Origin of the sequence: Scrofimicrobium sp. R131, from assembly GCF_040256745.1 — a bacterium.
Lineage (GTDB): Bacteria > Actinomycetota > Actinomycetes > Actinomycetales > Actinomycetaceae > Scrofimicrobium > Scrofimicrobium appendicitidis.
In genome coordinates this window covers 1,464,344-1,487,893 of sequence record NZ_CP138335.1, presented here as the reverse complement: position 1 = coordinate 1,487,893, position 23,550 = coordinate 1,464,344, and the positions used below count along the sequence as shown (strand labels likewise).

Below are 23,550 nucleotides of genomic sequence, written 5' to 3'. Positions count from 1 at the left end.
GGTAACTTACATGGCAGACTAGAGGCATGTCCGCAGATGACCAGAGCCTCGACCGGGCCGCCGAAATCGCCCAGCGGGTCCTTGCCCGCCAGGGGACCGCCCTCGAATCTACCGCCACCCAGGGTGACGAAGGTGAGGGCGGCGAACTGGAACGCGAAGCCCGTGCGGGAACCAGGAGGACCACCTCGCACTCCACCGAGCTGGAGGACGTCAGCGAGGTCGAATACCGCCAGGTCCGCTTGGAACGGGTGGTTCTGGTTGGGCTGCGCCAGGAGGGCAGCCTGGCCGAGGCCGAAGCTTCCCTCCGGGAGCTGCAAGCCCTGACCGAGACGGCGGGGGCACAGGTGGTGGACTCGGTGCTGCAGAGCCGCCCGTTGCCAGATGCGGCCACCTACCTGGGGAAAGGCAAAGCGAAGGAGCTGGCCGACCTGGTCCGGGACGTCGAGGCGGACACCGTGATTGTCGACGGGGAACTGAGCCCCTCGCAGCGGCGCGGGCTGGAGGACGTCGTCCGGGTGAAGGTGGTGGATCGGACCGCCCTGATCCTGGATATTTTTGCCCAGCATGCCAAATCTCGCGAAGGAAAAGCCCAGGTGGAACTGGCCCAACTGGAATACCTGCTGCCCAGGCTCCGCGGCTGGGGTGAGTCGATGTCTCGCCAGGCCGGCGGGCGGGTGGCTGGCGGCGCGGGAATCGGCTCGCGCGGGCCCGGTGAAACGAAGATCGAGCTGGATCGGCGCCGGATCCGGACCAGGATGGCTCGCCTCCGGCGCCAACTCCTCCAAATGGCGCCCGCCCGCTACAACCGCCGGGCCCATAGGCGCCGGGGCCAGGTTCCGTCGGTCACCATCGTCGGCTACACCAACGCCGGCAAGTCGACCCTGCTCAACCGGCTGACCAACGCTGACGTCCTGGTCGAAAACGCCCTGTTTGCCACCCTGGACCCCACCGTCCGGCGCACCACCACTCCCGACGGCCGCGTCTACACGCTGACCGACACGGTCGGCTTTGTCCGCAACCTACCCACCCACCTGGTGGAGGCGTTCCGATCCACCCTGGAGGAAGCCGGGGAGGCCGACCTGCTGCTGCACGTGGTTGACGCCGCCCACCCCGACCCGGAGGGACAGGTGCGGGCGGTGCGCGCCGTGCTGGCAGAGATTGACGGGGCCGAAGCCATTCCCGAAATGATCGTGCTGAACAAGTGCGACCTGGCCACGCCGGAGCGGCTGGCGGCCCTGCGCGCCACCTTCCCGCAGGCGGTGCAGGTTTCGGCGGCCACCGGGAAGGGCCTGGACCAACTGCGGGAGGCGATCGCCCAGGCGCTGCCCCGCCCCCAGCTGCTCCTCGACGTGGTCTTGCCGTTCTCTCAGGCCAAACTGGTTTCCCTCACCCACGAGGAAGGCGAAGTGATCGAGGAGGAGTGGACCGAGGACGGCATCCACCTGGTGGCGCGCGTGGATGAGCCGCTGGCCCAGAAAATCCGGGCTCATTCATGACCGATTCGCTGTCGGAGGCGTCGGCCGCCCTGCTGGCAGACGTGGTGCGCCGAGCCGGGGGAGTGCGCCGCCCCCAGCAGGAAGAAATGCTGGCCGCCGTGGCCCAGGCCCTGACCGACGAGACGAACCTCCTGGTGCAGGCCGGCACCGGGGTGGGGAAGTCGCTGGCCTACCTGATTCCGCTGCTGCTGCGGTCGGTGGAGGAGGAGTCGGGACAGCTGATCTCGACCTCCTCCCTGGCCCTGCAGCGTCAGATCATCAGCCAGGACGGTCCGCTGGTGCAGGAGGCGCTGGCGGAGACCGCGGGGGTGGAGGTGGACCTGCAACTGCTGAAAGGCTGGTCCAACTACCTGTGCCGCTACCGCCTCAGCGGTGGGCTGCAGGAGGAGTTCTTGTGGGAAGACCGGCAGAGCGCCAAAGCGGGCGAGGCGGAGGTGGCCCGGCTGCAGGACTGGTCCAACGAAACCGAGACCGGGGACCGCGACGACGTCGATTTTCCGGTTAGCGCGTCCGCCTGGCGGCAGGTGTCCGTGTCCAAACGGGAATGCCTGGGGTCCGGCTGCCCCTACGTGGAGGACTGTTTCCCAGCCCAGGCGCGGGAACGAGCCTTCGGAGCCGACGTGGTGGTGACCAACCACTCGCTGCTCGGAATCTACGTCAACGGCCGCCCGGAAGTGCTCCCGGAGTTTTCCGCCCTGGTGGTGGATGAGGCGCACGATCTGGTCTCTCGGGTCCGGAACCAGGGGACCGAACAGCTTTCTGGTGGACAGATTGGCACGGTGGCCCGGGCGGTGCGCCCGCTGAGCACGTCCGCGGCGGCGAGCCTGGAGCGGGTTCGTGACCGGCTGGAAACCGAGTTGGATCAGCTCCGCCCGGGGCTCCTGTCCCTGCGGCCCGACTCCCTGCGCGGCGCGCTCAGCGAGTTGGACCAGGCCCTGCAGGAGGCCAAGAGCGAGCTGGGCAGCAAGACCGGCGGGGCGAAGCAGCAGGAGCAGGCCCACTTGGCGCGAGCTCGGATGGAGGGGCTGGCGGCCGCCGTCGAGTCCTGGGGGGCCGACCCGGCCGAAACCATCACCTGGGTGGGGACCACTTTGAACGGCAGTGCCCAGCTGAACCTGGCTCCCCTCCACGTGTCCCAACTCCTCGGCCAACGCCTGTTTTCCGCCCAACCCAGCATTCTCACCTCGGCCACCCTGACCGCGGGAGGCACATTCGAGCCGGCCCGGTGGCAAAGTGGCATCGGCCTGGCCAGTCGGGCCCACGAGGCGGTGGACGTGGGCACTTCGTTCACTCCGGAGCAGCAGGGGATCCTCTACCTGGCCACTCACCTGAGCGAACCGACGCCGACCGGGCGCGGGGATGAGTTCTACACGGAGTTGGTCGAGCTGGTGGAGGCGGCCGGAGGCGGGATGCTGGGCCTGTTTTCCTCCACCCAGGGGGTGTTGGAGGCAGCCGAGTATTTGCGGGCCCACACGGACCTGGAGATCCTGGTCCAGGGGGAGGACTCGCTGCCCGCCCTGGTTCGCAGCTTCTCGGCCAGCGTCAACGCCTGCCTGCTGGGGACCATGTCTCTGTGGCAGGGGGTCGACGTGCCCGGGCTCACCTGCCGGCTGGTTGTGATCGATCGCATTCCGTTCCCCCGGCCTAACGACCCGATCGTTCAGGCACAGTCCCGGGCCGCCGCAGCTGCCGGTCGGAACCCTTTCTACGAAGTTTCAGTGGTTCCGGCCGCCACCATGCTGGCTCAGGGGGCCGGCCGACTATTGCGCAGCTCGTCAGACCAGGGTGTAATTGCACTGCTAGACAGTAGAATAGGAAGCAGGTCATACGGCGGGTTCCTCCGGAAGTCACTGCCGCCTTTCTGGACCACCACTGACCCGCAGATTGTGCGTGATGCCCTGCGACGTCTGGGCGCCAGAGCAAACGAAAGAGAGAAAAAGGATGCCGACAGCTAGGGCTACCAGCCTGTACCCGTCAGCCTATGGAAAGCCTGCCAAGATCGCGGTCGTTGGGGCCGGGGCGGTGGGAACTGCCGTCGCCTACGCCTGCGCGATTCGCGGAGCCGCCCGCGACATTGTCCTCTACGACATCAACGAAACCAAAGTCCAGGCCGAGGCGCTGGACATGGCCCACGGGATCCAGTTCACCCCGGTCGGGTCCATCACCGGTTCAGCCGACATCGAGATTGTCCGCGGCTCCGACCTGGTGATTGTGACGGCCGGGGCGAAGCAGAAGCCCGGCCAGACCCGGATGGAGCTGGCGGAGTCCACCGTCAGCTTGATGAAGGTGATCGTCCCGCAGCTGATGGAGGTGGCCCCGGACGCGGTCTACCTGTACGTCACCAACCCGGTCGACGTGGTCACCTACGTGGCACTGAAGATCGCGGGGGCCCCGCGCCGGCAGATTTTCGGCTCCGGCACCGTCCTGGACACTTCCCGGTTGCGCTACCTGGTCTCGCTGGAGACGGGGGTGGCCACGCAGAATATTCACGCCTACGTGACCGGTGAGCACGGGGACTCGCAGGTGGCGCTCTGGTCTTCTGCCGAGATTGGCAACGTGCCGCTGACCCAGTGGGGGCCCACCCTCAGCGGGCGGCGTTTTGACCACGCGCTGCGCACCGAGATTGCCGAGGAGGTGGTCAACTCGGCCTACACGATCATTGAGGGCAAGGGTGCGACCAACTACGCCATCGGCCTGGCCGCCTCGAACATCGTCAACGCGGTCCTGCGGGACGAGTCGCGAGTGCTGACCATCTCGTCCCTGCTGGATGACTGGCAGGGAATCTCCGACGTCTGCATGGCGGCTCCCACGATCGTGGGACGAGCCGGAGCCGGGCGGGTGTTGCGCCCGCCGCTGACCGACGAGGAGCTGGCCGGCCTGACCGACTCGGCCAACCATATTCGCTCGGTGGCTCGGTCACTGGGCTTTTAGCCGAAAAAGGAGGAGGGCCCCGGCGCGACCGGCGGCCCTCCTCCCGCGTTTAACCCGGGTCAGACGGCTCGAATGACCGTCACCACTTTGCCCAGAATCTGCGCGTGATCACCGAAGATCGGAGCGTAGTTTGAGTTCCTCGGTAGCAACCAGGTGTGTCCGGCGGTCTGGGACAGGACTTTGACGGTGGCTTCGTCGTCGATCATGGCCGCCACCACCTCCCCGTCCTGGGCCGTTGCCTGCGCCCGCACGATCACGTAGTCCCCGTCTAGGATCCCCTCGTCAATCATTGAGTCGCCGTGCACCTCCAGGGCAAACAGTTGGCCGGAGCCGGTAAAGCGAGTGGGGAGGGCGAAGAACTCTTCCACCGCCTGCTCAGCCAGGATGGGAGCGCCGGCTGCGATCCGTCCCACCAGCGGCACCTCGGTCGTCTCACCCTCGCTGATGGTCACCGGAACCTCAATCACCGTGGGGGAAACGGCACTTGTCGGAGGGGTGGGCGACGATTTCTTTCGTGAAGGACCTGAGTCAACGATCAGCGCGCGGGGTGAGCGGTCACGCCGCTGCAGCAGGCCTACCCGGGACAGGTAGTCCAGGTGGTGCTTCACCGTGGATGGTGAAGCCAGTCCCACAGCTCTGCCAATTTCCCGGACCGAGGGGGCGTAGCCGACTTCTTTGCCGTACTGCCGCACAAAGTCCAGGATCTGCTGCTGCCGTTTGCTCACGCGAATCTCGGGAACGTTCGCGGACTTGGCCATCTTGGCCTCCTTCTGGTTGGGGTGGCGCGGTCAAGACTGATGGTCTACCGAAAGTATACGGCAGAATCTCAGGGAATGAAACAGAAGTTCTACGCGTGTTCTACTTGAATCGAACAGTTATGGTACGATTGTTCTACGAACGACAGTTCGGGAAGGGGTGTGTCTGATGAGTGCAGCCGATGTGAGAGAGTCGCTCGCGGTTGGAAGCCAGGCCTGCGGGTTTGTGCCTGAGCCGGTCGTTCAGTCTGAGCGGATCGCCGAAGTGATCGACCTGGACCGGGAACGCCAACGCCGGTTCGTTCCCTCTTCCGAACAGTGGGAGGTAGCCGAGCGGAACGCAGCCCGACTCCGGCACCCGTCAGTGCGCGGGGGACAGGCGGCCTCGGTGCGGGTGGAGACAGTGACGGTCTCCGGTCGCCTGGTTGCTCGGGTTCTGGGTTACCTGGCCGCGGTGGCGGTGGTCGTGGTGGGCGGGGGCCTGCTCGGGCTGATGCTTCGGCCGGACGCCTACGCCGGTCCCACCTGGGAACATTCCGTCAGTGCGGGTGAGTCGCTCTGGTCTGTCGCCCAGGGGATCCAGACCGAACGGGCAATTGAGGACGTGGTGGAGGATATCCGGCAGCTGAACGGTCTTTCGACCGATGCGCTGCAGGTGGGACAAGAGCTCATCCTCCCAGCTCAATAGCTGGTTGTGGGGCACTCATGTTGCACAAAAGGGGCCCGACCGCCTACGGTTTTTCTAACGAACAACTGGAGGTGCCTGTGCGCTGTATTTTCTGCTACCACGATGACACGAGGGTGGTAGACACTCGGGTGGCTGACGATGGGGCATCCATCCGACGTCGGCGCGAGTGCACCGCGTGCAAGCGCCGGTTCACAACTTTGGAGACTTCGTCCTTCTCGGTAGAGAAGCGTTCCGGGGTGGTTGAGGCATTCTCCCGCGAGAAGGTGGCGGCAGGGGTAAAGAAGGCCTGCCAGGGTCGTCCCGTCTCAGAGCACGCGTTGGCGCTGCTGGCCCAACAGGTGGAAGAGTCGCTCCGGGCCAACGGCCGCTCAGTGGTCTCCACCGACGAGGTGGGCCGGGCCATCCTGCCGTTCCTGCGCGACCTCGACGAAATCGCCTACCTGCGCTTCGCCTCGGTCTACTCGTCCTTCCAATCGTTGGACGACTTCGAGGCCGCCATTAGCGAACTGCGGTCAGCCCAGGCTTAGGCGGACTCCTCCGGGTTTTCCGCTGCGTCCGGGGCCGGATTCTCTTCCGGCAGTTCGGGAGTGGAGGCGGGTTCCTTGTCTTTGCGCAGCGTGTGGCTGACGGCAGCCGAGGCATGCTCCGCCATCTCGCTGACCTGAGTGGCCAGGTTCGACAGCCGTTCGCCCAGTCCCGCCTGCACGTCCGTGATCCCACTTTGCAGTTCGGCAAGTTGCTCGCGCACTCGTTTGCGCATGACTTTGCCGATTTGCGACTTCGGGAGTTCCTGCAGGACCACGATCTGACGGGGCAGGGCGTAGTGAGCCAGCGACTTCTCGGCCCACTGGCGCACGTCGGCCAACGTGAGGGAGGCGCCCGCCTCCAACACCAGCGCCGCCACCACATCCTCGCCGCGGGTGCCGCCCGGCATTCCCACCACGGCCACGTCGGAAATACCCGGCATGGACCGGACTGCTGCTTCCACCTGCGAGGGGTAAATGTTGAAGCCGCCAGAGATGATCAGCTCTTTGCGCCGATCTGCCATCACGATGAACCCGTCCACCACCTTGACCAGGTCACCGGTGTGCAGCCAGCCGTCCTTCAGGACGGTGGCGGTCTCCTCGGGGTCGTTCCAGTAGCCGTTAAACACCTGCGGGCCGCGGACAATGAGCTCCCCAACTTCGCCGTCGGCCACGTCCACCTCGGTTTGCTCCGGATCGACGATGCGGACCTCGGTGGAGGGGTAGGGAATCCCGAGCGTCGACGGACGGCGTTTGGGGGACAGGGGAGAGCCCAGCAGGGTGGGGGAGGCTTCCGACATGCCGTAGCCTTCAACCAGGTAGCCGCCGGTGGCAGCTTCCCACTCGGCTGCCAGCTTGGGGTCCAGGGCCATTGCCCCCGAGATCGCGTAGGTGATCGACTCCAGGCTGATCTCCAGCTCTCGGGCCGACTTGAGCAGACGCTCGTAGATTGGGGGGACGCCAATGAAGAAAGTGCAGGGCAGGCGTCGCTGCGACAGGCAAATCTGGACCGGGTCAAACTTCGGGAAGACCGCTATGGTCGCGCCCAGGCGGACGGCTGCCATGAGGGAGATCCCGAACCCGTAGGCATGGAAAAACGGCAGGACCGCGTAAAAAACTTCGGCCCCCTCGTGCAGGGGCGGAACCCAGGCCACGTCCTGAACGGCGTTCACGCAGATGTTGCGGTGGGTCAGGGCCACGGCCTTGGGCACCCCGGTGGTGCCCCCAGTGTGAATCAGCAGAGCGGTGTCGTCGGGATGAGCCGGCCCGGTCCCCGGGCGTGGCTGCGCCTTTGCCACCGTTGCCGCCCACGGGCGCACGTAGCCGGGAGTTTTGGCCCCCAACAAATCGCGCTTCGCCCTGATCGAGGGCAGCGGCAGTTTCAGCAGCACCCGCGAGGTTCGGGGGATGTCGTCGGCCAGGTTCACCCCGAACACGGTGGCGGTGGGGCCCAGAAAACCGAGCTTTTCCACCGAGTTCTCCCACGCCACCACGACGGTGGCGCCGTGGCGCTCAAACTCCGAGCGCAGTTCCTCTTCCGGAGCCAGCGGGTTGTGTTCGACGATGATGGCGCCGAGCAGCGAGGTGGCGAAGATCGCGACGATGTGCTGCGGGCAGTTGGGTAGGACCAGGGCTACCCGGTCACCCGGTTTGACCCCGGCTCCGGCCAGGACCGTGGCTGCGCGGCGAACCTGATCCTCCAGTTGCCGGTAGGTGGTCTGCTTGGACATGAAGTCCAGGGCCACCCGCTGGGGGTACCGGGAAGCTGCTCCCAGAAGGTAATCGTGGAGCCGAGTGTCGGGGATTCCAATTTCGAACGGAACTCCCGGGGCGTAGTTCTTACGAAGCTTCTCGGTCAGTGTCACGGATTCCCCTCCAGTGATCAGAAACGCTGCTGGTCAGCACGACGTGTCTACATTATCCCAGGTCCAGGTAGCGAAGTCGGATAGTTGACTCCATTGCCGCCAATTCCCCTAGGCGAGCTTCTGGCAGCGGGCCGGAAATATCCGTCAGGGCGTAGCCGTACTCGCCTTTGGTTCCCAGCGACTGACCGACCACGTTCACCCCCAGCTTGGCAAAGCCGCGGTTGAGCTTGCCCATCACCCCGGGGACGTTGAAGTGCATCAGGGCCAGACGGTGAGTGGCGCCCTCACTGCGGGGCATCGACACCGACGGGAAGTTGACGCTCATGTAGGTCCCCGCATCGCCCAGGTAGGCGCTGAGCTTCCCGGAGACGAACCGGGCAATGTCCTCTTGCGCCTCCACGGTGGAGCCCCCGATATGCGGGGTGAGGATCACGTTTGGAATGTCGGCCAGCGGGCTCTCGAACGGGTCGCCGGTGCTCTTGGGCTCGTGGGGGAAAACGTCGACGGCGGCGCCGGCAATGTGTCCGGTCAGCAGGTGCTTGCGGAGCGCATCCAGATCCACCACGTGGCCGCGAGACAGGTTGATGAACAGCGAGCGGGGTTTCATCATCGAGAACTCGCGGTCCCCGATCAGCCCGGTGTTAGAGGCCTCGCCCGAGACGTGCATCGAGACCACGTCGGCCTGCTGCAGGACCTCTTCCATCGAGTGCATCCGGCGGGCGTTGCCCAGGGCTAGCCGCTCCGCCCGATCGTAGAAGATCACCTTCAGTCCCATGGCTTCCGCCAGGACCGACAGCTGCGTTCCGATTGAGCCGTACCCGATGATCCCCAGGGTCCGTCCCCGAATCTCGTGGGCGTGGCTGGCAGACTTGTTCCAGACTCCCTGGTGCAGCGAGTTGTTTCGCTCCACCAGACGCCGGCCCATCATGATGATCTCGGCGATGGCTAGCTCGACCACGGATCGGGTGTTGGAGTAGGGCGCGTTGAACACCGCCACTCCGTGGCGCGAAGCCGCCTCCAGGTCAATCTGGTTGGTCCCAATACAGTAGGCGCCAATGGCCAGCAGGTTTGGAGCCGCCTCAATCACCCGAGCGGTTACCTCGGTTTTTGAGCGGATTCCAAGGATCTGGACGCCCTGCAGGGCCTCGATCAGCTCCGCTTCATCCAGGCTTCCGGAGATGCGGCGCACTTCAATACCTTCGCTGGCGAAAATGTCGTCAGCACACGCGTCAGGGTTCTCAAGCAATAGTGCAGTAGTCACGTTGCCTATGGTGCCAGTTTTGTCTCCGGGTGGAGGAAACTGTCCGGTTATTGTTCTGCGAGCCGCTCCAGCCAGACGGCGGGCAGATCCCCGGTCCGAACCGAATGCAACCTGCGGGTCGACCGGGTCATCGCGACAAACAGGTCGCCGGGTCCGTCGGCCAGGATCTCGGCCGGTTCCACCACGATGGTCGTATCGAACTCAAGTCCTTTGGCCGCCACCACGGACAGGAGGGAAACCCGCTGATTGAACGAGGTGACCCCCTCCATGTCGGCCCGCCAACTGGTGGCCCGCTCGTCCGAAACCAGGACTCCGACTCGGCCCCCACCCGGGCCAAACTCCCGGTCCAGCAGCTCCAGCTCCTGTGCCATCACCTCTCGAACGGCGGCGGGCAGATCCCCGGTCACAGTGTCGGCCAGTGAGTTAGGAATATCACGAGCTGAAGTGAGCGGGAACCGGACGGGTGCGCCGACCTCGGCCAGCACGTCCTGGGAGAGTTCGGTCAGGGCCTTCGGCGTCCGGTAGGAGATGGTCAGAGACCGCTCATCCTGCAGGGCGCGCCCCGCCGGTCCCAGCACCTCGACCCAGCTTTGCGGGTGGGAGTGGCCGCGGTGCTGGTCCAGGTCGCCCACCACGGTGAACGACTGCGACGGGCATCGGCGCATCAGCGCGTGCCAGGCCATGGGGGAGAGGTCCTGCGCCTCGTCCACCACCACGTGTCCGAACGTCCAGGTCCGGTCCGAGCGGGCCCGCTCGGCCAGGGGTTGCCAGTCGCGCTGGCCCCGGGTCTGCTCGGCCAGCACCTCAGCGGAGACGAGCCCCCCGCCCAACTGCTGGCTGTCGATCGCTTCCTGGGCCCGGCGGACCTCGTCTTCGTCCGCGCGCGACTTGGTGGCCGGGGCCGGCCCCAGCAGGGAGGAGAACCCTAAGAGTTCCTCCAACTCGTCCAGCAGCGGAATGTCGCTCACCGTGAGCGGAGCGTCGGCGGGCCGCTGCACCAGGCGCAACTGCTCCGGGCTCAGGCCGCGGTTGACCCGGGCCAGCAGGTCCGGTCGGGCGTACAGGCGGCGCAGCAGGTCGGCGGCGCGAGTCGGCATCCAGCAGAGGTTGATCTCGCGCCGAGCCGCCGGCAGTGCGCGAACTTCCTCCCGCCACCAGCTGAGGGTTTCCGGATCCGGGTCGGGGCCGGCCAGCTGCTGGGCCAACTCGTTTACCAACTCCAGGGCGAAGCCTTCGCGCGCCTCGTTGTGCGGCTTGCCGGTTCGGCGGGCCCGGGTGCGGGCAGCCCGGACCAGTTCCCGAGTGAGGACCGCGCGCCGTCCTCCGACCGCAAAGGTGTGATCCGCGGCCGGGATTCGCTGCAGGTCCTTCACTGCCTGGGCCAGGGTTGGGAGCCAGGCCAGGGAGCCCTTCGCCTCGGCCACGTCAATCGAATCCGCCAGATTGGTGGAGTATCCGGGCAGAAGATCCCCCATTGTCACCGACACCACCCCGGTCTCGCCGAGGGAGGGGAGCACCTGCTCGATGTAGCGCAGAAACACCGGGGAGGGGCCGACGATCAGGACCCCGGAGCGCTCCAGGCGCTCCCGGTGGGTGTAGAGCAGAAAAGCGGCCCGGTGCAGAGCCACCGCGGTCTTGCCGGTCCCGGGGCCGCCCTGCACCACCAGCAGGCCCCGGTCCTCGGCCCGAATCACCGCGTCCTGCTCAGCTTGAATGGTGGAGACAATGTCACCCATCCGCCCGTCACGAGCCTGGGACAGGGCGGAGATCAGCGCACCTTCACCCTGGAACTGGAGTCCGGACCGGTGGGCGGCCTCGGTGTTCAACACCTCGTCTTCCAGGGCACGGACGCGGCGCAGATGAGTGGAGATGTGGCGCCGGCGAATCACTCCGTGCGGCTCCACCGCGGTGGCCTGGTAGAACGGCTGGGCCGCCGGGGCGCGCCAGTCCACCAAGAGTCGGGAGCCGTCTTCGTCGCGCAGGCCCGCCCGCCCGATGTAGATGGTTCCCCCCTCTTCGGGGTCGATCCGGCCAAAGACCAGACGATCTTCAATGCTCTCAAGTCGGGCGGCCTGGTCACCGTAGTGGGCGGCCATCGCGTCGCGCTCGGTTCGGGCCTGGGGGGTTCCCCAAGCTCCCTGGGCTTCCACCTCGCGCTGGGCCACCCGGTAGCGAGCCCGGCTGGAGTCAAGGTTGGCGTAGGCGCGGTCGACGAACTGCTGCTCGTGCTGAATCTCGGCCTGTTCACCGGCCGAAAGCTGGTCCGGGGACATGGACGGCTGAGCCTGAGCTTCCACATTCTCTCCTTGAGGTTTGCCAGCTATCTATTATTCCTTACTTTGGGGCTGATGTTGCACATCCGGGGCTGGAAGTCTGTGGGGAAATCCGCAGGGAGCACCCCCGACAAAGGCCGGTATTCCCGGTTTTCCTGGTAGCGCAATCGGCGAGTGCCCCTCGCGAACCTGGGGCGGGCCGGGTAACGTGGAAACAAAGCAGCATCCGGTGCAACCGAAAGTGGGTGACAACAAATGGAAACTGAGAAGCTCTACACCGATGGCCCGCTGGCGGGTGCGAAGGCCCCCATTATGATCACTCATTTCGACGGGGCCATGGATGCCGGTTCGACCGGGGCACTCAGCGTGGTCCAGCTCCTCTCTAATCTTTCGCCGCGACGGGTGGCCACCTTTGACTCCGATCGGCTGATCGACTACCGGTCCCACCGGCCGATGATGATGGTCGAGAACTGGGTTACCCGCGAAGTGGTGGCGCCCGAGATCGCCCTGGATTTGGTCCACGACGACACCGGGACCCCGGTGCTGATTCTGCACGGGCCTGAGCCCGACTCGCGGTGGGAAACCTTCACCCAGAACGTGGCGGAGCTGGCCCGCAAGGCCGGGGTGGAAGTAATGGTCTCGCTGTACGGGTTCCCCGCCGCCGTTCCGCATACGCGCCCGGTGTCCGTTCACGTGCAGAGCACGGACGAGGACCTGGTGCCGCAGCAGGGATCGCTGCTGGGGTCCTGGCAGTTGCCGGCCCCGCTCAGTCACTTCCTGCAGTACCGCCTCTCGGGGCAGAACCTGCACGGGATCACCCTCTACGCGGCTGTGCCCTACTACATGGCCGAGGGCGCGTTCCCGCGGGGGGCTTCCGCCCTGCTGCGACGCCTCTCGGAGATGACCGATCTGTCCCTGCCGATTGGCGACCTGGAGCAGGGGGCCGATGCTGACGCCGACCAGGTCGACACGTTGGTGGCGCAAAACCCCGAGGTGCTGCGGACGATCGAGGCGCTGGAAGTGCACTACGACCAGATGGCGGCGGCCCCCAACTCGCCGCTCTCATCGAACTCGACCGCACTGTTGAGCATGCCGGCCCCGGATGAGCCGAAGGACAAGGACTCGGAGTCGGTGGCCGAGGCCCTGGGTGACGCAATTGAGAAGTACCTGCGCGCTCAAACCAAGACCGAAGAGGGGGAGGGCTCCCCGGAGGAGCTGGACGCCTCGGACGAGGCGGAGCCCGGCCCAAAGCACGCGGCCCCCCGCGCCTGGGAGCAGGACCGGGGACTGGAAGACTAGTCCGTGGCGGGCGGGTGACCGCCCAACCACCGGTCCAGCTCGGCCCCGCTGAGCACCTGCACAGGCAGGGGCAGTCGTCTCAGGCGACGGTCCAACTCGGCCACGTCGATCAGCTGGCTTTCCTGCCAGGCCGCCAACACCAGGTTTCCCCACCGGGCACCCTTGAGGACTTTCGACTCGCCAATTAGGACGACCTGGCCAAACTCCTGGCGGGCTGCCGCCACGTCCCCGCGCGCGTTCGAACCTCCGCCGTGGGCCGCGTTGGCCAGGTAGAGGCCGGTCGGGGCCAGGTGCGCGCTCACCACCCGATCCCACTCGACTGTCTGCAGGTGGGCTGGCACGGTTCGGGACGCAAACGCGTCGCGGACAATCACCTGGAAGTGCGCCTGGCTGGAGCTGAGAACCTCGCGGCCCTCCCCGGCCCGGATCCGCAGCAGCGGCTTTCGGGGCAGCGGAAACCAGGTCCGGGCCTGGGTGGCCAAATACTCGTCGACTTCCACCGCCAGTTGCCGCGAGTCGGGCCGCTGCACCTGCCAGGCCCAGGCCAAGGCGCACCCGCATCCGCCAATGTGCGCGGCCTTGATCGGGGTAGGCGCCGGGTGAGCCAGGTTCAGCACCACGTCCATCTGCTCCATGTATTCGAACTGCAGTTGGTCCGGGTGTTCCAGGTCCACGCGGGACTGCTCCACCCCGTCGATGAATACGGAGGCAATCGAGCCGTGGCGGTCAAATCTGATCTCGGGGGCGGGAACGCTCATTCCCTCAGTCTACTGAGTCCGCTTCGGTCCAAGTTGGGGCCGTAGACTGGGGGGCAGCGAGGGGAGGGAACTATGTCGACGGCGCCGCGCTCGGACCGGGCCAAACGTGACTGGGGTGACGATGACAGTGCCACTACGATCCTGCACGTCGACATGGACAGTTTCTTCGCCTCGGTAGAGGTGGTCGAAAACCCCAGCCTGGCCGGGGTCCCCCTGATCGTGGGTGGAGTGGGCAACCGGGGGGTGGTTACCTCCTGCACCTATGACGTTCGGGCGCTGGGCGTGCGGGCCGGAATGCCAATCGGACGGGCCCGAGCCCTGGCCCCGCAGGCGGTGGTGGTTCCCGGGTCGCGCGGGCTCTACCGGGACTACTCACACCGGGTGATGGAGATACTTTCCGCCATCACCCCCGACTTTGAGCCGATCAGTATCGACGAGGCCTTCCTGGACGTGGCCGGGGCCCGACGCCGGTTGGGTCAACCCCGCGAAATTGCCCAGCTGATTCGAAACCAGATTCGCGAACGGGTGAGCCTGCCCGCCTCGGTCGGGATTGGCAACTCCAAGACCGTGGCGAAGATTGCGTCCTCGCACGCCAAGCCCGACGGGGTGCTGCTGATTCCGGCCGAGCGGACGGTGGAGTTCCTTCAGTCGCTTCCGGTGGGGGCCCTGCCGGGAATTGGACGAAAGACGCAGGAACTGCTCGATCGGCGCGGGCTGAGTACCGTGGGCCAGCTGGCCGAGCTGTCGGTTCAGCAGCTGGGCCGAATCGTGGGGGAGGCGCACGCCTACGATCTGCACCGGGTGGCCTGGGGGGAGGACCGGCGCCGCGTCGGCGGGCGCGCACCCGAGAAATCCATCTCGACCGAAGAGACCTTCCCGGTCAACCTGACCGAGCGGAAAGCGGTTGAGCGCTACTTGCTGGCCGCCGCCCACGACTGCGCGGCCCGGCTTCGGGACGCCGAACTGGTTGCGTGGACCGTGCAGATCAAGTTACGGGACGCGGACTTTCGCACTATCACTCGGGCTCAGACCCTGACCGCTCCCACCGATCTGGGGCGGGAGGTGGCGGCGGCCGCGCTGCGCCTGTTCGCGGTCGAGCGACTGGGACGAGGCGGGGTGCGCCTGGCCGGGGTCGGGGTTACCGGCCTCCGCCCGCGCGATGAGGGAGTCCAAATTGGACTGGATGAAGACCTGCGCCCGCTGGCGGCCGAACGGACCATGGATCGGGTGCACAGCAAGTTTGGGAGAAAATCTCTTCAACCCGCTACTTTGCTTGGGGAAACTGCAAGTCTGCCCAGGGAAAAAACCGGTGAGGTCAATTTGTCGAAAGCCGACTAAGATAGTTGACAGAAGAGTGCTAGCACGAGAGACCGAGGAGGCTAGGATGGCTCTTTCTGAGTATGAGAAGCAGGTCCTTGCGCAGATGGAGGCCCAGCTGAAAGAGGCTGATCCCTCCCTGGCCTCGGTGATGACGTCCTCGCTGCCCGAGGAAACCGATGTCGTCCCCACCGGGCGGCTCTCGCCTCGGCGCATTGCGTTGGGTTCGATCATTGGTGTCGGGGGACTGGCCATTATTATTGCCGGGGTCTCGTTTGGCTACGGCTGGGTGGCGGCGCTGCTGGGGGTACTTGGCTTCGCCTGCATGGTGGGTGGCGTGCTGCTGGCGCTGAAATCTGATCCGGTTGGGGACGCGGATGGCAGCCGCGCCGACTCGGGCTCAAAGCGGAAGCGGAAAGACAAAGACTTCATGAGCCGACAGCGCTCAAAGTGGGATGAGCGGGGTCCGCGCGCGCAATAGTGCGGGTCGCGCCCGGCTAACCACGGCGCGCTGGCGGCTATCCTCCTGCGGCTTCGGTTTGATCTGAACCAGTTTTGGTTCGATCGCCGGGGCCGCTTTTTGCTGCCCTTATCCGGGTCCGGTTCGGGTGACCCGCCCCCGAGCCGTAAAAATCCCTCCACCCTGCTCAATTGCGCATCTGCCTTGAAAACACGCCGACTCCAATCCGGATTCCGGCGACTTTTCGGCTATACTCGCCGCTAAGGGGTTCGAAGTGGAGCGAAGTGGAGTAAAGTGTAGCCGAAGGGGCCATGCGCGGAGGAGGTGACCATGTTCCTTGGGACGTACGAACCAAAACTGGACGACAAGGGACGTCTGATCCTGCCCGCCAAATACCGGGAGCAATTGGCCGGAGGCCTGGTCATTACCCGAGGTCAAGAGCGCTGCCTCTACGTGTTTCCAGCCGCCGAGTTCCAAGAGATCTTCCAAAAGATTCGCCAAGCTCCACTTTCCTCCAAGCAGGCGCGCGACTACACCCGGCTGATGCTCTCGGGAGCTTCGGATGAGATTCCCGACAAGCAGGGGCGGGTGACGATCCCGGTGGCCCTGCGCCAGTACGCCGGGTTGGACCGGGACCTGACCGTGATCGGGGTGGGTTCCCGGGCCGAGATCTGGGACACCGCCTCGTGGACCGAGTACCTGCAGCGACAGGAAGACGAGTTTGCCGCCACCAAAACCGAGGTGATTCCCGACATGTTCTGACCTCCCTGGACGCTGATCTCCTACCGCCGTGCTGACTTCACTTCCCCGATGTCAGGACAGCGGGCGGGGACCAGTCTTCAGGGCCACCGCCCGCCACCGGCCAAACCCGGATCAAACGCAAAGAGAGAGACCAAATGGAGCAGCAGCAAGACGCGCGGGACCTGCATGTGCCCGTTCTGCGCGATACCTGCGTGGAGCTGCTCCTCCCTGCCTTTCAAGTCTCCGATCCGGTTGCCATCGATGGAACGCTCGGCATGGGCGGACACGCGGAAGCACTGCTCTCGGCCCAGCCCAACCTGCGCCTGATCGGGATTGATCGCGACCGGCAGGCCCTGCAACTGGCCGGGGACCGGCTGGCCCGGTTCGGGGACCGCTTCGTTCCATTCCACGGTGAGTACGACCGGGTGGACGAGGTGGCGCGCGAGTTTGGTCGGCGGGGTCAAGTTGACGGGATTTTGCTGGACCTGGGAGTCTCCTCGCTCCAACTGGATGATCCGGAGCGGGGCTTTGCCTACTCCCGCCCGGCCCCCCTGGATATGCGGATGGATCAGAGTTCGGGCCAAAGCGCGGCCGAGTTACTGGCCACGGCCCCGGTGGGGGAGCTGACTAGGATTCTGCGCGAATATGGGGAAGAAAAGTTTGCCCGCAAGATTGCCCAGGCAATTGTGCGGCGTCGAGAGACCGAAATGCTCACCACGACCGCCGAGTTGGCCGAACTGGTGAAAGACGTGATCCCGGCCCCCGCCCGCCGGACCGGAGGCAACCCGGCCAAGCGGACTTTCCAGGCCCTGAGAATCGCGGTCAATGACGAGTTGGGGATCCTGGAGCGGACGCTGCCGCGCGCACTGGACAGCCTGCGGGTTGGTGGTCGCCTGGTGGTGGAGTCCTACCAGTCCCTGGAAGATCGAATCGTGAAGCGCACTCTGGCCCAGGGGTTGAAGGACACCGCCCCTCCCGGCCTGCCGGTCGTGCCCGAAGCTAATCGCGCCCGGCTCCGCGCCCTGGTCAAGGGGGCCCTGAAAGCCGACCCCACCGAAGTAGCCCAAAACCCCCGGTCTCAGTCAGTCCGTCTGCGTGCCGTCGAACTAGTTGCCCCCTGGAGTCAGTCATGAGCGTTCCCAACATCATCCCGGTTGCTCAACCGAGTTCGCTGCCCCATCGGCGCCCGGAACTGCGGGTTATCGAGGGGCAGAAGGGCCAGATGCGAAAAGCGGTGGTCCCGGTTCTGGCCGCGGCGCTGTTTCTGTTCCTGGCCACCATCGTGGTACCGCTGATTATCAACACCTCGATGGCGTCGCTGGCCTACGAGATCCGGGATCAAAACATTGAGCAGGCCCAAATCGCTGCCGAGATCGAGACGATTGAGGGTGAGTTGCTGAAGGTCTCTTCCACCGATCACCTGCGACAGGAAGCCCAGCGAATCGGCCTGGTGCCCGCCGGTCCCATCGGAGTGATTTCCCTGGAGGCCAACACGGTGGAAGGTGGTGCGCCAGCGCAGTGAAAGAGGCTCCCCCCACCGTCGAGGGACAGACCGTTCCCGACCCGCGCCAGCACAAGTCCCGTCAGCGTTCCCGCTGGTTCGGGGCCCTGACTGTGCTGGCCCTGACGGTCTGTGCGATCCAGCTGTTCTCCATTCAGATTATCCGCGGCCCAGCCCTGGCCGAGCAGGGCCGGAAGGTTCGCACCTCGGCCACCGAGGTGAGCGCACCGCGCGGAAAGATTGTCGACGCAAGCGGCCAGACCCTGGTGGACTCTGTGGAGACCTATCACATCGCCGTCAACCAGAAGAACATCTTGGAGTGGAAGCACCGCGACGAGGACGGCAAGTTGATCGGGCAGGGGCCCGCCGACGCCGCCGAGCAGTTGGCCCCGCTCCTGAAGATGGACCCGGCCGAGTTGGGCGGGATGATGCTGGGCGACTCCACCTATGCCTACCTGGCCAAAAACGTGGATGCCGCCACCTTCCGCAAAATCAAAGCCCTGGGAATCTACGGGATCGAGTGGGAGCCGGTTTACCAGCGGGCCTACCCCGGGGGAAACACGGCCGCCTCGATCATCGGTTCGGTCGACGCCAACGGGCTGGGAAACTCTGGCCTGGAGCTGGTGTACGACGACGTCCTCACCGGGATTCCCGGGGAAGAGTCGTTCGAGATTGGACCCACCGGTGAGGTGATCCCGGGGGCCAAGACCGTCTCAAAGGAAGCCCGGACCGGAGGAACCGTTCACACCACGATCGACGCCGACCTGCAAAACTCGGTTCAGGAGTACCTGGACCAGGCGGTCAAGACCTACGAAGCCGACTGGGGATCCGTGGTGGTCCTGGACGTGGCCACCTCCCGGGTGCTGGCGATGGGGGATTCGGGCCTGCAGTCCCCGGCCAAAGGACCCCAACCTTCCGGTTCGGTCCAGTGGGTGATCGAACCCGGCTCGGTTGGGAAGATCCTCACCGTTGCCACCGCTTTGGAGCAGGGTACCGTCACCCCGGACACGGTCTTTTCCGTTCCGGATCGGTATGAGACCAAAGACGGTGAAGTCATCACCGACATTCACGAACACGAGACGTACCAGCGGACCGTGGCGGGGATCATCACCGAATCCTCCAACACCGGGGCGGTGCAAATTGGCGAGACGGTGACCGACCAGGCCCGTCACGAGACCATGAGCAAGCTGGGCCTTGGGAAGCTGACCGGGATCGAGCTGCCGGGCGAGTCGCCCGGAATCCTGGCCCCGGCGGAGGACTGGCTGGGACGCTCCATTTACACCACCATGTTTGGCCAGGGCTACGCCATGACCCCGCTGCAGGAGGCAGCCATGATGGCTGCGATCGGAAACGGTGGAGTCTGGCAGGGGCCGCGCCTGGTGTCGGGCACCACCGACGCGAACGGCAAGTTTCACGCGGAGGAAACTCCCGAGCCGGTCCAGGCCATTCAGCCCGAGACCGCCCAGATTCTGCTGAAGATGATGGAGGGAGTCAGCACCGACGCCCAGATAGGCACGGGCACCGCGGCCGCGGTTGAAGGCTACCGGGTTGCGATCAAGACCGGTACCTCGGAGTTGCCCTCGGGCGGGACCGTGGCGACCGTGGCCGGGGTGTTGCCGGCCGACAAGCCGCAGTTGGCGATCGCCGTGGTGTTGAACAACCCACGTTCCGGGTACCTGTCTAGCGACTCGGCAGCACCCCTTTTCCACCAGGTGGCCTCAGCCGCGGTCACCTCGCTGGGGATTCCAGGTTCGACCGGGCCGGTGGAGCTGTATCCCACCGCACCTTAGGATGAGGTGGGTTCACTTGCTACGGTGAGGACACGAGCTGTCGGACAAGGAGTGTTATGAAGCGCAGTAGCGCCTGGGTTGCCCAGGCTGTGGGCGGGCAGTTACACGGCCCGGACCGGCCGGTCACCGCCTCCGTGGAAACCGACTCTCGCGCCTGTACTCCCGGTTCCGTTTACGTTGCCAGGCGCGGCGACCAGGCCGACGGGCACGATTATGCTCCCGCCGCCATCGCCGCCGGGGCTGTCTGCCTGGTGGTGGAGCGCCTGCTGGACCTGGACGTGGCCCAGGTGCTGGTCACCGATTCCACGCAAGCGCTGGGCCAACTCGCCCGCAGCTACCTGGCTGAGCTCCGCGCTGCGGGCCCGATCAGCGTGGTTGGGATCACCGGCTCGGCCGGCAAGACCACCACCAAGGACCTGCTGGGCCAACTGCTCAGCTCCCAGGCACCCACGGTCTACCCGGTCGCATCCTTCAATAACGAGGTCGGCTGCCCGCTGACGGTGCTGCGAGCCGACGAGGAGACCCGCTATCTGGTCCTGGAGATGGGCGCTTCGGGCCGTGGACACCTGACCTATCTGACTTCCCTGGCTCCGCTGGACGTGGCGGTCGAACTGATGGTGGGCCAGGCCCACCTGGGAGGCTTCGGCTCGGTTGAGCAGTTGGCTGCCTCCAAAGAGGAGCTGGTAGAGGGCCTGGTTGAAGATGGGATAGCCGTCCTGAACGCGGACGACCCGCGGGTGGCGGCCATGGCCGGGGCGGCTCCCGGGCGGGTGTTGCGCTTTTCCCGGCTGGGCCAGTCTGCCGACCTGTGGGCCGAAGCGGTTGCGCTCGACGAGTTGGGCCACCCCAGTTTCCAGCTCTGCACTTCGGATCAGCGTCAACCCGTGTCTCTCCAGTTGGTGGGGATCCATCAGGTTTCAAACGCGCTGGCCGCGGCCGGGGCGGCGCTGGCCGTGGGACTGGACCTGCCCACTATTGCCCGCGAGCTGAGCGGGGCGGGCGCGCTCTCGGCGCACCGGATGGATGTGCGCCTGGACCGACAGTGGCGGGGACAGGACCTGCTTACAGTGATTGACGACGCCTACAATGCCAATCCCGATTCCATGACTTCGGGTCTGATCACCGCCCGGCTGATCGCCGGTTCCCACCGGCTCGTGGCCGTCCTCGGGGAGATGCTGGAGCTGGGGCCGGAATCGGCCGCCCTGCACCGCCAGGTGGGGTCCCGGGCCGACGTCGACGTCCTGATCGGGGTGGGGGAGGGAAGCCGGGACCTGCTTGAGAGCTCCCCGGCCGCCGTCAAACACTGGGTGAGCGATGCCAATGAGGCGTTGGACGTGCTGGCGACTACGATAGCTTCGGGGGATACGGTGTTCCTCAAAGGATCCTACGGGTCGGGAGTCTGGCGAGTCGCCGACGACCTGCTCGCTGCAGACACGATGGAGGCGCAACCGTGATCGGGGTCATTATTTCCTTCGGGGTGGCAATGCTGCTGAGCCTGCTGCTCACCCCCGTTTTCATCAAGTTTCTGGTGCGACGCGAATACGGCCAGTTCATTCGTCAGGATGGGCCAACCGGACACTTCACCAAGCGGGGGACCCCGACTATGGGCGGCGTCGTCTTCATCTTCGCGATTCTGGTGGGCTGGCTGGTCGGATACCTGTCGGTTGGATCCTGGCCCGACTATTCCTCCCTGCTGCTGGCCGGACTCCTGTTCGGACTCGGGGTGATTGGTTTCCTCGACGACTACATCAAGATCTCTCGGCACCGTTCCCTCGGGCTGAACCCGCTGGCAAAGATCATCGGCCAGATCCTGATTGGCTCTGCCTTCGCGGTGCTGGCGGTCTGGCAACCCAACTCGGCCGGGGTGACCCCCGCGTCGATGACCATTTCCTTCATCCGGCCCTCCAACCTGAACCTGGCATTTGCCGGGTTTGGGCTGGGCGTGTTCCTCTTCATCCTGTGGGCGAACCTGCTGGTCTCCGCCTGGTCCAACGCGGTCAACCTGACCGACGGGCTTGACGGGTTGGCCACCGGTGCCTCGATCGCGGCGTTTGGTGGCTACACCCTGATCGCCCTCTGGCAGTTCAGCCAGTCCTGCTCCCGCGCGGTCACCAACACGGTGGGTTGTTACGAAACTCGCGACCCCCTCGGCCTGGCCATCTTCGGCGCCGCCGTGGTGGGTGCCCTGATCGGCTTCCTCTGGTGGAATGCCTCGCCCGCCCAAATCTTCATGGGAGACACCGGCGCCCTGGCCCTCGGCGGTGCCTTCGCCGGAATGTCGATTTTCACCGGCACCGAGGTGCTGGCCATTGTCATCGGCGGCCTGTTCTTCATCATCACCATGTCCGACGTGATTCAGATTCTGGTCTTCAAACGCACCGGCAAGCGGGTGTTCCGAATGGCCCCCCTGCACCACCACTTCGAGCTCAAGGGCTGGCAGGAAGTGACGATTGTGATCCGCTTCTGGATCATCGCCGGCCTGTTCGCCCTGGTTGGGGTAGGGCTCTTCTACGGCGAGTGGGCGGCGACCATCTAGTGCTGCCCGGCAAAATTGCGGTCCTGGGGGCCGGAGTCTCCGGGCTGGCGGCAGCGGCGGCCCTGAGAGCGCGGGGGATCCAGACGGCGGTCTTTGACCAGCAGTCCCCGGAAGCCGACGTGGTGGTGGCTGACGGTCACCTCCTGGGCCGGGCCGTGGTTGAGTGGGCGCCCGAGGCGGTGGTCACCTCGCCTGGAATTGCCCCCCATACCCCGTTGTTGCGGACGGTCCGAGCCGCCGGTCTGCCGGTTTGGTCGGAGGTGGAGCTGGCCTGGCGCCTCCAGGAGGACTCGCCTCGGGCGGGTCGACCCTGGCTGGCCATCACCGGCACCAACGGCAAGACCACCACGGTTGGGCTGTTGACAGCGATGCTGGCCGCCAACGGGGAGGCGGTGGCCGAAGTGGGCAACGTTGGGTTGCCGATCACCTCTCAGGTGGATTCGGAAGCCACGGTCTTTGCCCTGGAGATTTCCTCCTTCCAACTGGAAACCACCGAGTCGATGGCGCCCGAAGCGGCCATCTGCCTGAACGTGGAGTCCGACCACCTGGACTGGCACGGATCTGAGCAGGCGTATCGGGAGGCCAAGGCCCGCGTTTACCACCGGGCTGGCGTGTCCTGCTACTTTGCGGACGACCCGGTGGTGGCGGAGCTGGTCCCGGCCGGGGCGCTGGCTTTGCGCTGCGGGGAGCCGGGACCGGGAGAAATTGGCGTCAGCGAGGGCTGGGTGGTGGATCGGCGCTCCGACCCGGTCCGTCTGGTTGAACTGCGACTGATTCCGTTCTACCAGGACCGCCGCTGCCCGCCGGCCCTGCTGCAGGACATCGTGGCGGCCGTGGCCCTGGCGCGGGTGCACGGCGTTGAGCCCGAGGCGATTGCCGCCGGCCTGGCCGCCTTTGAACCGGCAGCTCACCGCGGGGCGGTGGTGGCGGTGCAGGACGGCGTCACCTACATTGACGACTCGAAAGCCACCAACGCCCATGCGGCCGCCGCGGCCCTCGCCGGCCTGGCACCGCTGAGCGCGGTTTGGATTGCGGGGGGAGATGCCAAAGGGCAGGACTTCACCCACCTGGTCCGCCAGGTGGCCGATCGGGTCCGGGTGGCCATCCTGATCGGGGTCGATCGTGAGCCTTTCCGGCGTGCCTTCGCCCAAGTGTCCCCGAAAACCCCGATAGTGGAAGTTATGGGAGAGGGAACACCGGCTCAGTGGATGGCGCAGGTGGTTGACCATGCCCGTCAGTGGGCTGAACCGGGGGACACCGTGGTGCTGGCACCCGGTTGTGCCTCCTGGGATCAGTTCAACTCTTACGGTGAACGCGGCGACTGTTTCGCGGCCGCCGTTCGGGCGGAGCGGTGA

Annotated in this window: 20 protein-coding genes; 15 read left to right on the top strand and 5 right to left on the bottom strand. The window is 65.8% G+C overall.

Annotated features, from left to right (window positions below; translation table 11 throughout):
* The first annotated feature begins 26 nt into the window (after positions 1-26).
* The 3 genes from hflX to SAC06_RS06955 are packed head-to-tail and all read left to right on the top strand — an operon-like array spanning position 27 to position 4,427.
* On the top strand, positions 27-1,496 hold the full coding sequence (gene hflX / locus SAC06_RS06965; RefSeq protein ID WP_350257584.1) for a GTPase HflX: 1,470 nt from the start codon (positions 27-29) through the stop codon (positions 1,494-1,496).
* The gene (locus SAC06_RS06960; protein WP_350257583.1) at positions 1,493-3,451 is read left to right on the top strand and encodes an ATP-dependent DNA helicase; all 1,959 of its coding nucleotides are present in this window, start codon (positions 1,493-1,495) and stop codon (positions 3,449-3,451) included. Before hflX ends, SAC06_RS06960 begins: the two co-directional genes overlap by 4 nt.
* Positions 3,438-4,427: an L-lactate dehydrogenase gene (locus tag SAC06_RS06955; protein WP_350257582.1), complete on the top strand. Its 990-nt coding sequence runs from the start codon at positions 3,438-3,440 to the stop codon at positions 4,425-4,427. Before SAC06_RS06960 ends, SAC06_RS06955 begins: the two co-directional genes overlap by 14 nt.
* Positions 4,428-4,486: 59 nt before the next feature.
* On the opposite strand, the gene lexA is transcribed toward SAC06_RS06955, so the two are convergent.
* Entirely contained in the window at positions 4,487-5,185 is a 699-nt protein-coding gene (gene lexA / locus SAC06_RS06950; RefSeq protein WP_350257581.1) for a transcriptional repressor LexA, read from the bottom strand.
* Positions 5,186-5,351: 166 nt separating this feature from the next.
* Between lexA and SAC06_RS06945 the strand changes: the two genes are divergently transcribed.
* Positions 5,352-5,870 (top strand): LysM peptidoglycan-binding domain-containing protein, encoded by a 519-nt coding sequence (locus SAC06_RS06945; protein ID WP_350257580.1) that lies wholly within the window; start codon positions 5,352-5,354, stop codon positions 5,868-5,870.
* 17 nt (positions 5,871-5,887) lie between these two features.
* Entirely contained in the window at positions 5,888-6,397 is a 510-nt protein-coding gene (nrdR, locus tag SAC06_RS06940) for a transcriptional regulator NrdR (RefSeq protein WP_412766212.1), read from the top strand.
* Here the strand turns inward: nrdR and SAC06_RS06935 are convergent.
* Genes SAC06_RS06935 through SAC06_RS06925 form a run of 3 tightly spaced genes read right to left on the bottom strand, consistent with a single transcriptional unit; the run spans position 6,394 to position 11,793 of the window.
* Positions 6,394-8,259: an AMP-binding protein gene (locus tag SAC06_RS06935; protein ID WP_350257579.1), complete on the bottom strand. Its 1,866-nt coding sequence runs from the start codon at positions 8,257-8,259 to the stop codon at positions 6,394-6,396. The two genes, nrdR and SAC06_RS06935, sit on opposite strands and share 4 nt — an antisense overlap.
* A gap of 52 nt (positions 8,260-8,311) precedes the next feature.
* Positions 8,312-9,520 carry a phosphoglycerate dehydrogenase gene (serA, locus tag SAC06_RS06930; RefSeq protein WP_350257578.1) on the bottom strand — a complete coding sequence of 403 codons (1,209 nt, stop codon included), beginning with the start codon at positions 9,518-9,520 and terminating at the stop codon, positions 8,312-8,314.
* Positions 9,521-9,567: 47 nt separating this feature from the next.
* On the bottom strand, positions 9,568-11,793 hold the full coding sequence (locus SAC06_RS06925; protein ID WP_350259169.1) for an AAA family ATPase: 2,226 nt from the start codon (positions 11,791-11,793) through the stop codon (positions 9,568-9,570).
* Between the two features lie 255 nt (positions 11,794-12,048).
* Here SAC06_RS06925 and SAC06_RS06920 point away from each other — a divergent pair, with 255 nt between their 5' ends.
* On the top strand, positions 12,049-13,092 hold the full coding sequence (locus tag SAC06_RS06920; RefSeq protein ID WP_350257577.1) for a PAC2 family protein: 1,044 nt from the start codon (positions 12,049-12,051) through the stop codon (positions 13,090-13,092).
* On the opposite strand, the gene SAC06_RS06915 is transcribed toward SAC06_RS06920, so the two are convergent.
* On the bottom strand, positions 13,089-13,850 hold the full coding sequence (locus SAC06_RS06915) for a fused MFS/spermidine synthase (RefSeq protein ID WP_350257576.1): 762 nt from the start codon (positions 13,848-13,850) through the stop codon (positions 13,089-13,091). The two genes, SAC06_RS06920 and SAC06_RS06915, sit on opposite strands and share 4 nt — an antisense overlap.
* A gap of 72 nt (positions 13,851-13,922) precedes the next feature.
* Between SAC06_RS06915 and dinB the strand changes: the two genes are divergently transcribed.
* From dinB to murD, 9 genes are all read left to right on the top strand, one after another.
* Positions 13,923-15,188, top strand: coding sequence for a DNA polymerase IV (dinB, locus tag SAC06_RS06910; protein ID WP_350257575.1), 1,266 nt, complete (start codon positions 13,923-13,925; stop codon positions 15,186-15,188).
* 46 nt (positions 15,189-15,234) lie between these two features.
* Positions 15,235-15,648 carry a DUF3040 domain-containing protein gene (locus SAC06_RS06905; RefSeq protein WP_350257574.1) on the top strand — a complete coding sequence of 138 codons (414 nt, stop codon included), beginning with the start codon at positions 15,235-15,237 and terminating at the stop codon, positions 15,646-15,648.
* A gap of 309 nt (positions 15,649-15,957) precedes the next feature.
* On the top strand, positions 15,958-16,389 hold the full coding sequence (gene mraZ, locus SAC06_RS06900) for a division/cell wall cluster transcriptional repressor MraZ (protein ID WP_350257573.1): 432 nt from the start codon (positions 15,958-15,960) through the stop codon (positions 16,387-16,389).
* A gap of 134 nt (positions 16,390-16,523) precedes the next feature.
* Positions 16,524-17,501 (top strand): 16S rRNA (cytosine(1402)-N(4))-methyltransferase RsmH, encoded by a 978-nt coding sequence (gene rsmH, locus SAC06_RS06895; protein ID WP_350257572.1) that lies wholly within the window; start codon positions 16,524-16,526, stop codon positions 17,499-17,501.
* On the top strand, positions 17,498-17,890 hold the full coding sequence (locus SAC06_RS06890) for a hypothetical protein (RefSeq protein ID WP_350257571.1): 393 nt from the start codon (positions 17,498-17,500) through the stop codon (positions 17,888-17,890). The genes rsmH and SAC06_RS06890 overlap by 4 nt, the downstream gene beginning before the upstream one ends.
* The gene (locus SAC06_RS06885) at positions 17,887-19,659 is read left to right on the top strand and encodes a penicillin-binding protein 2 (protein WP_350257570.1); all 1,773 of its coding nucleotides are present in this window, start codon (positions 17,887-17,889) and stop codon (positions 19,657-19,659) included. Before SAC06_RS06890 ends, SAC06_RS06885 begins: the two co-directional genes overlap by 4 nt.
* 56 nt (positions 19,660-19,715) lie before the next feature.
* Positions 19,716-21,113 carry a UDP-N-acetylmuramoyl-tripeptide--D-alanyl-D-alanine ligase gene (locus tag SAC06_RS06880; protein ID WP_350257569.1) on the top strand — a complete coding sequence of 466 codons (1,398 nt, stop codon included), beginning with the start codon at positions 19,716-19,718 and terminating at the stop codon, positions 21,111-21,113.
* Positions 21,110-22,195 carry a phospho-N-acetylmuramoyl-pentapeptide-transferase gene (gene mraY, locus SAC06_RS06875; RefSeq protein WP_350257568.1) on the top strand — a complete coding sequence of 362 codons (1,086 nt, stop codon included), beginning with the start codon at positions 21,110-21,112 and terminating at the stop codon, positions 22,193-22,195. The genes SAC06_RS06880 and mraY overlap by 4 nt, the downstream gene beginning before the upstream one ends.
* Positions 22,195-23,550 (top strand): UDP-N-acetylmuramoyl-L-alanine--D-glutamate ligase, encoded by a 1,356-nt coding sequence (gene murD / locus SAC06_RS06870; protein ID WP_350257567.1) that lies wholly within the window; start codon positions 22,195-22,197, stop codon positions 23,548-23,550. The genes mraY and murD overlap by 1 nt, the downstream gene beginning before the upstream one ends.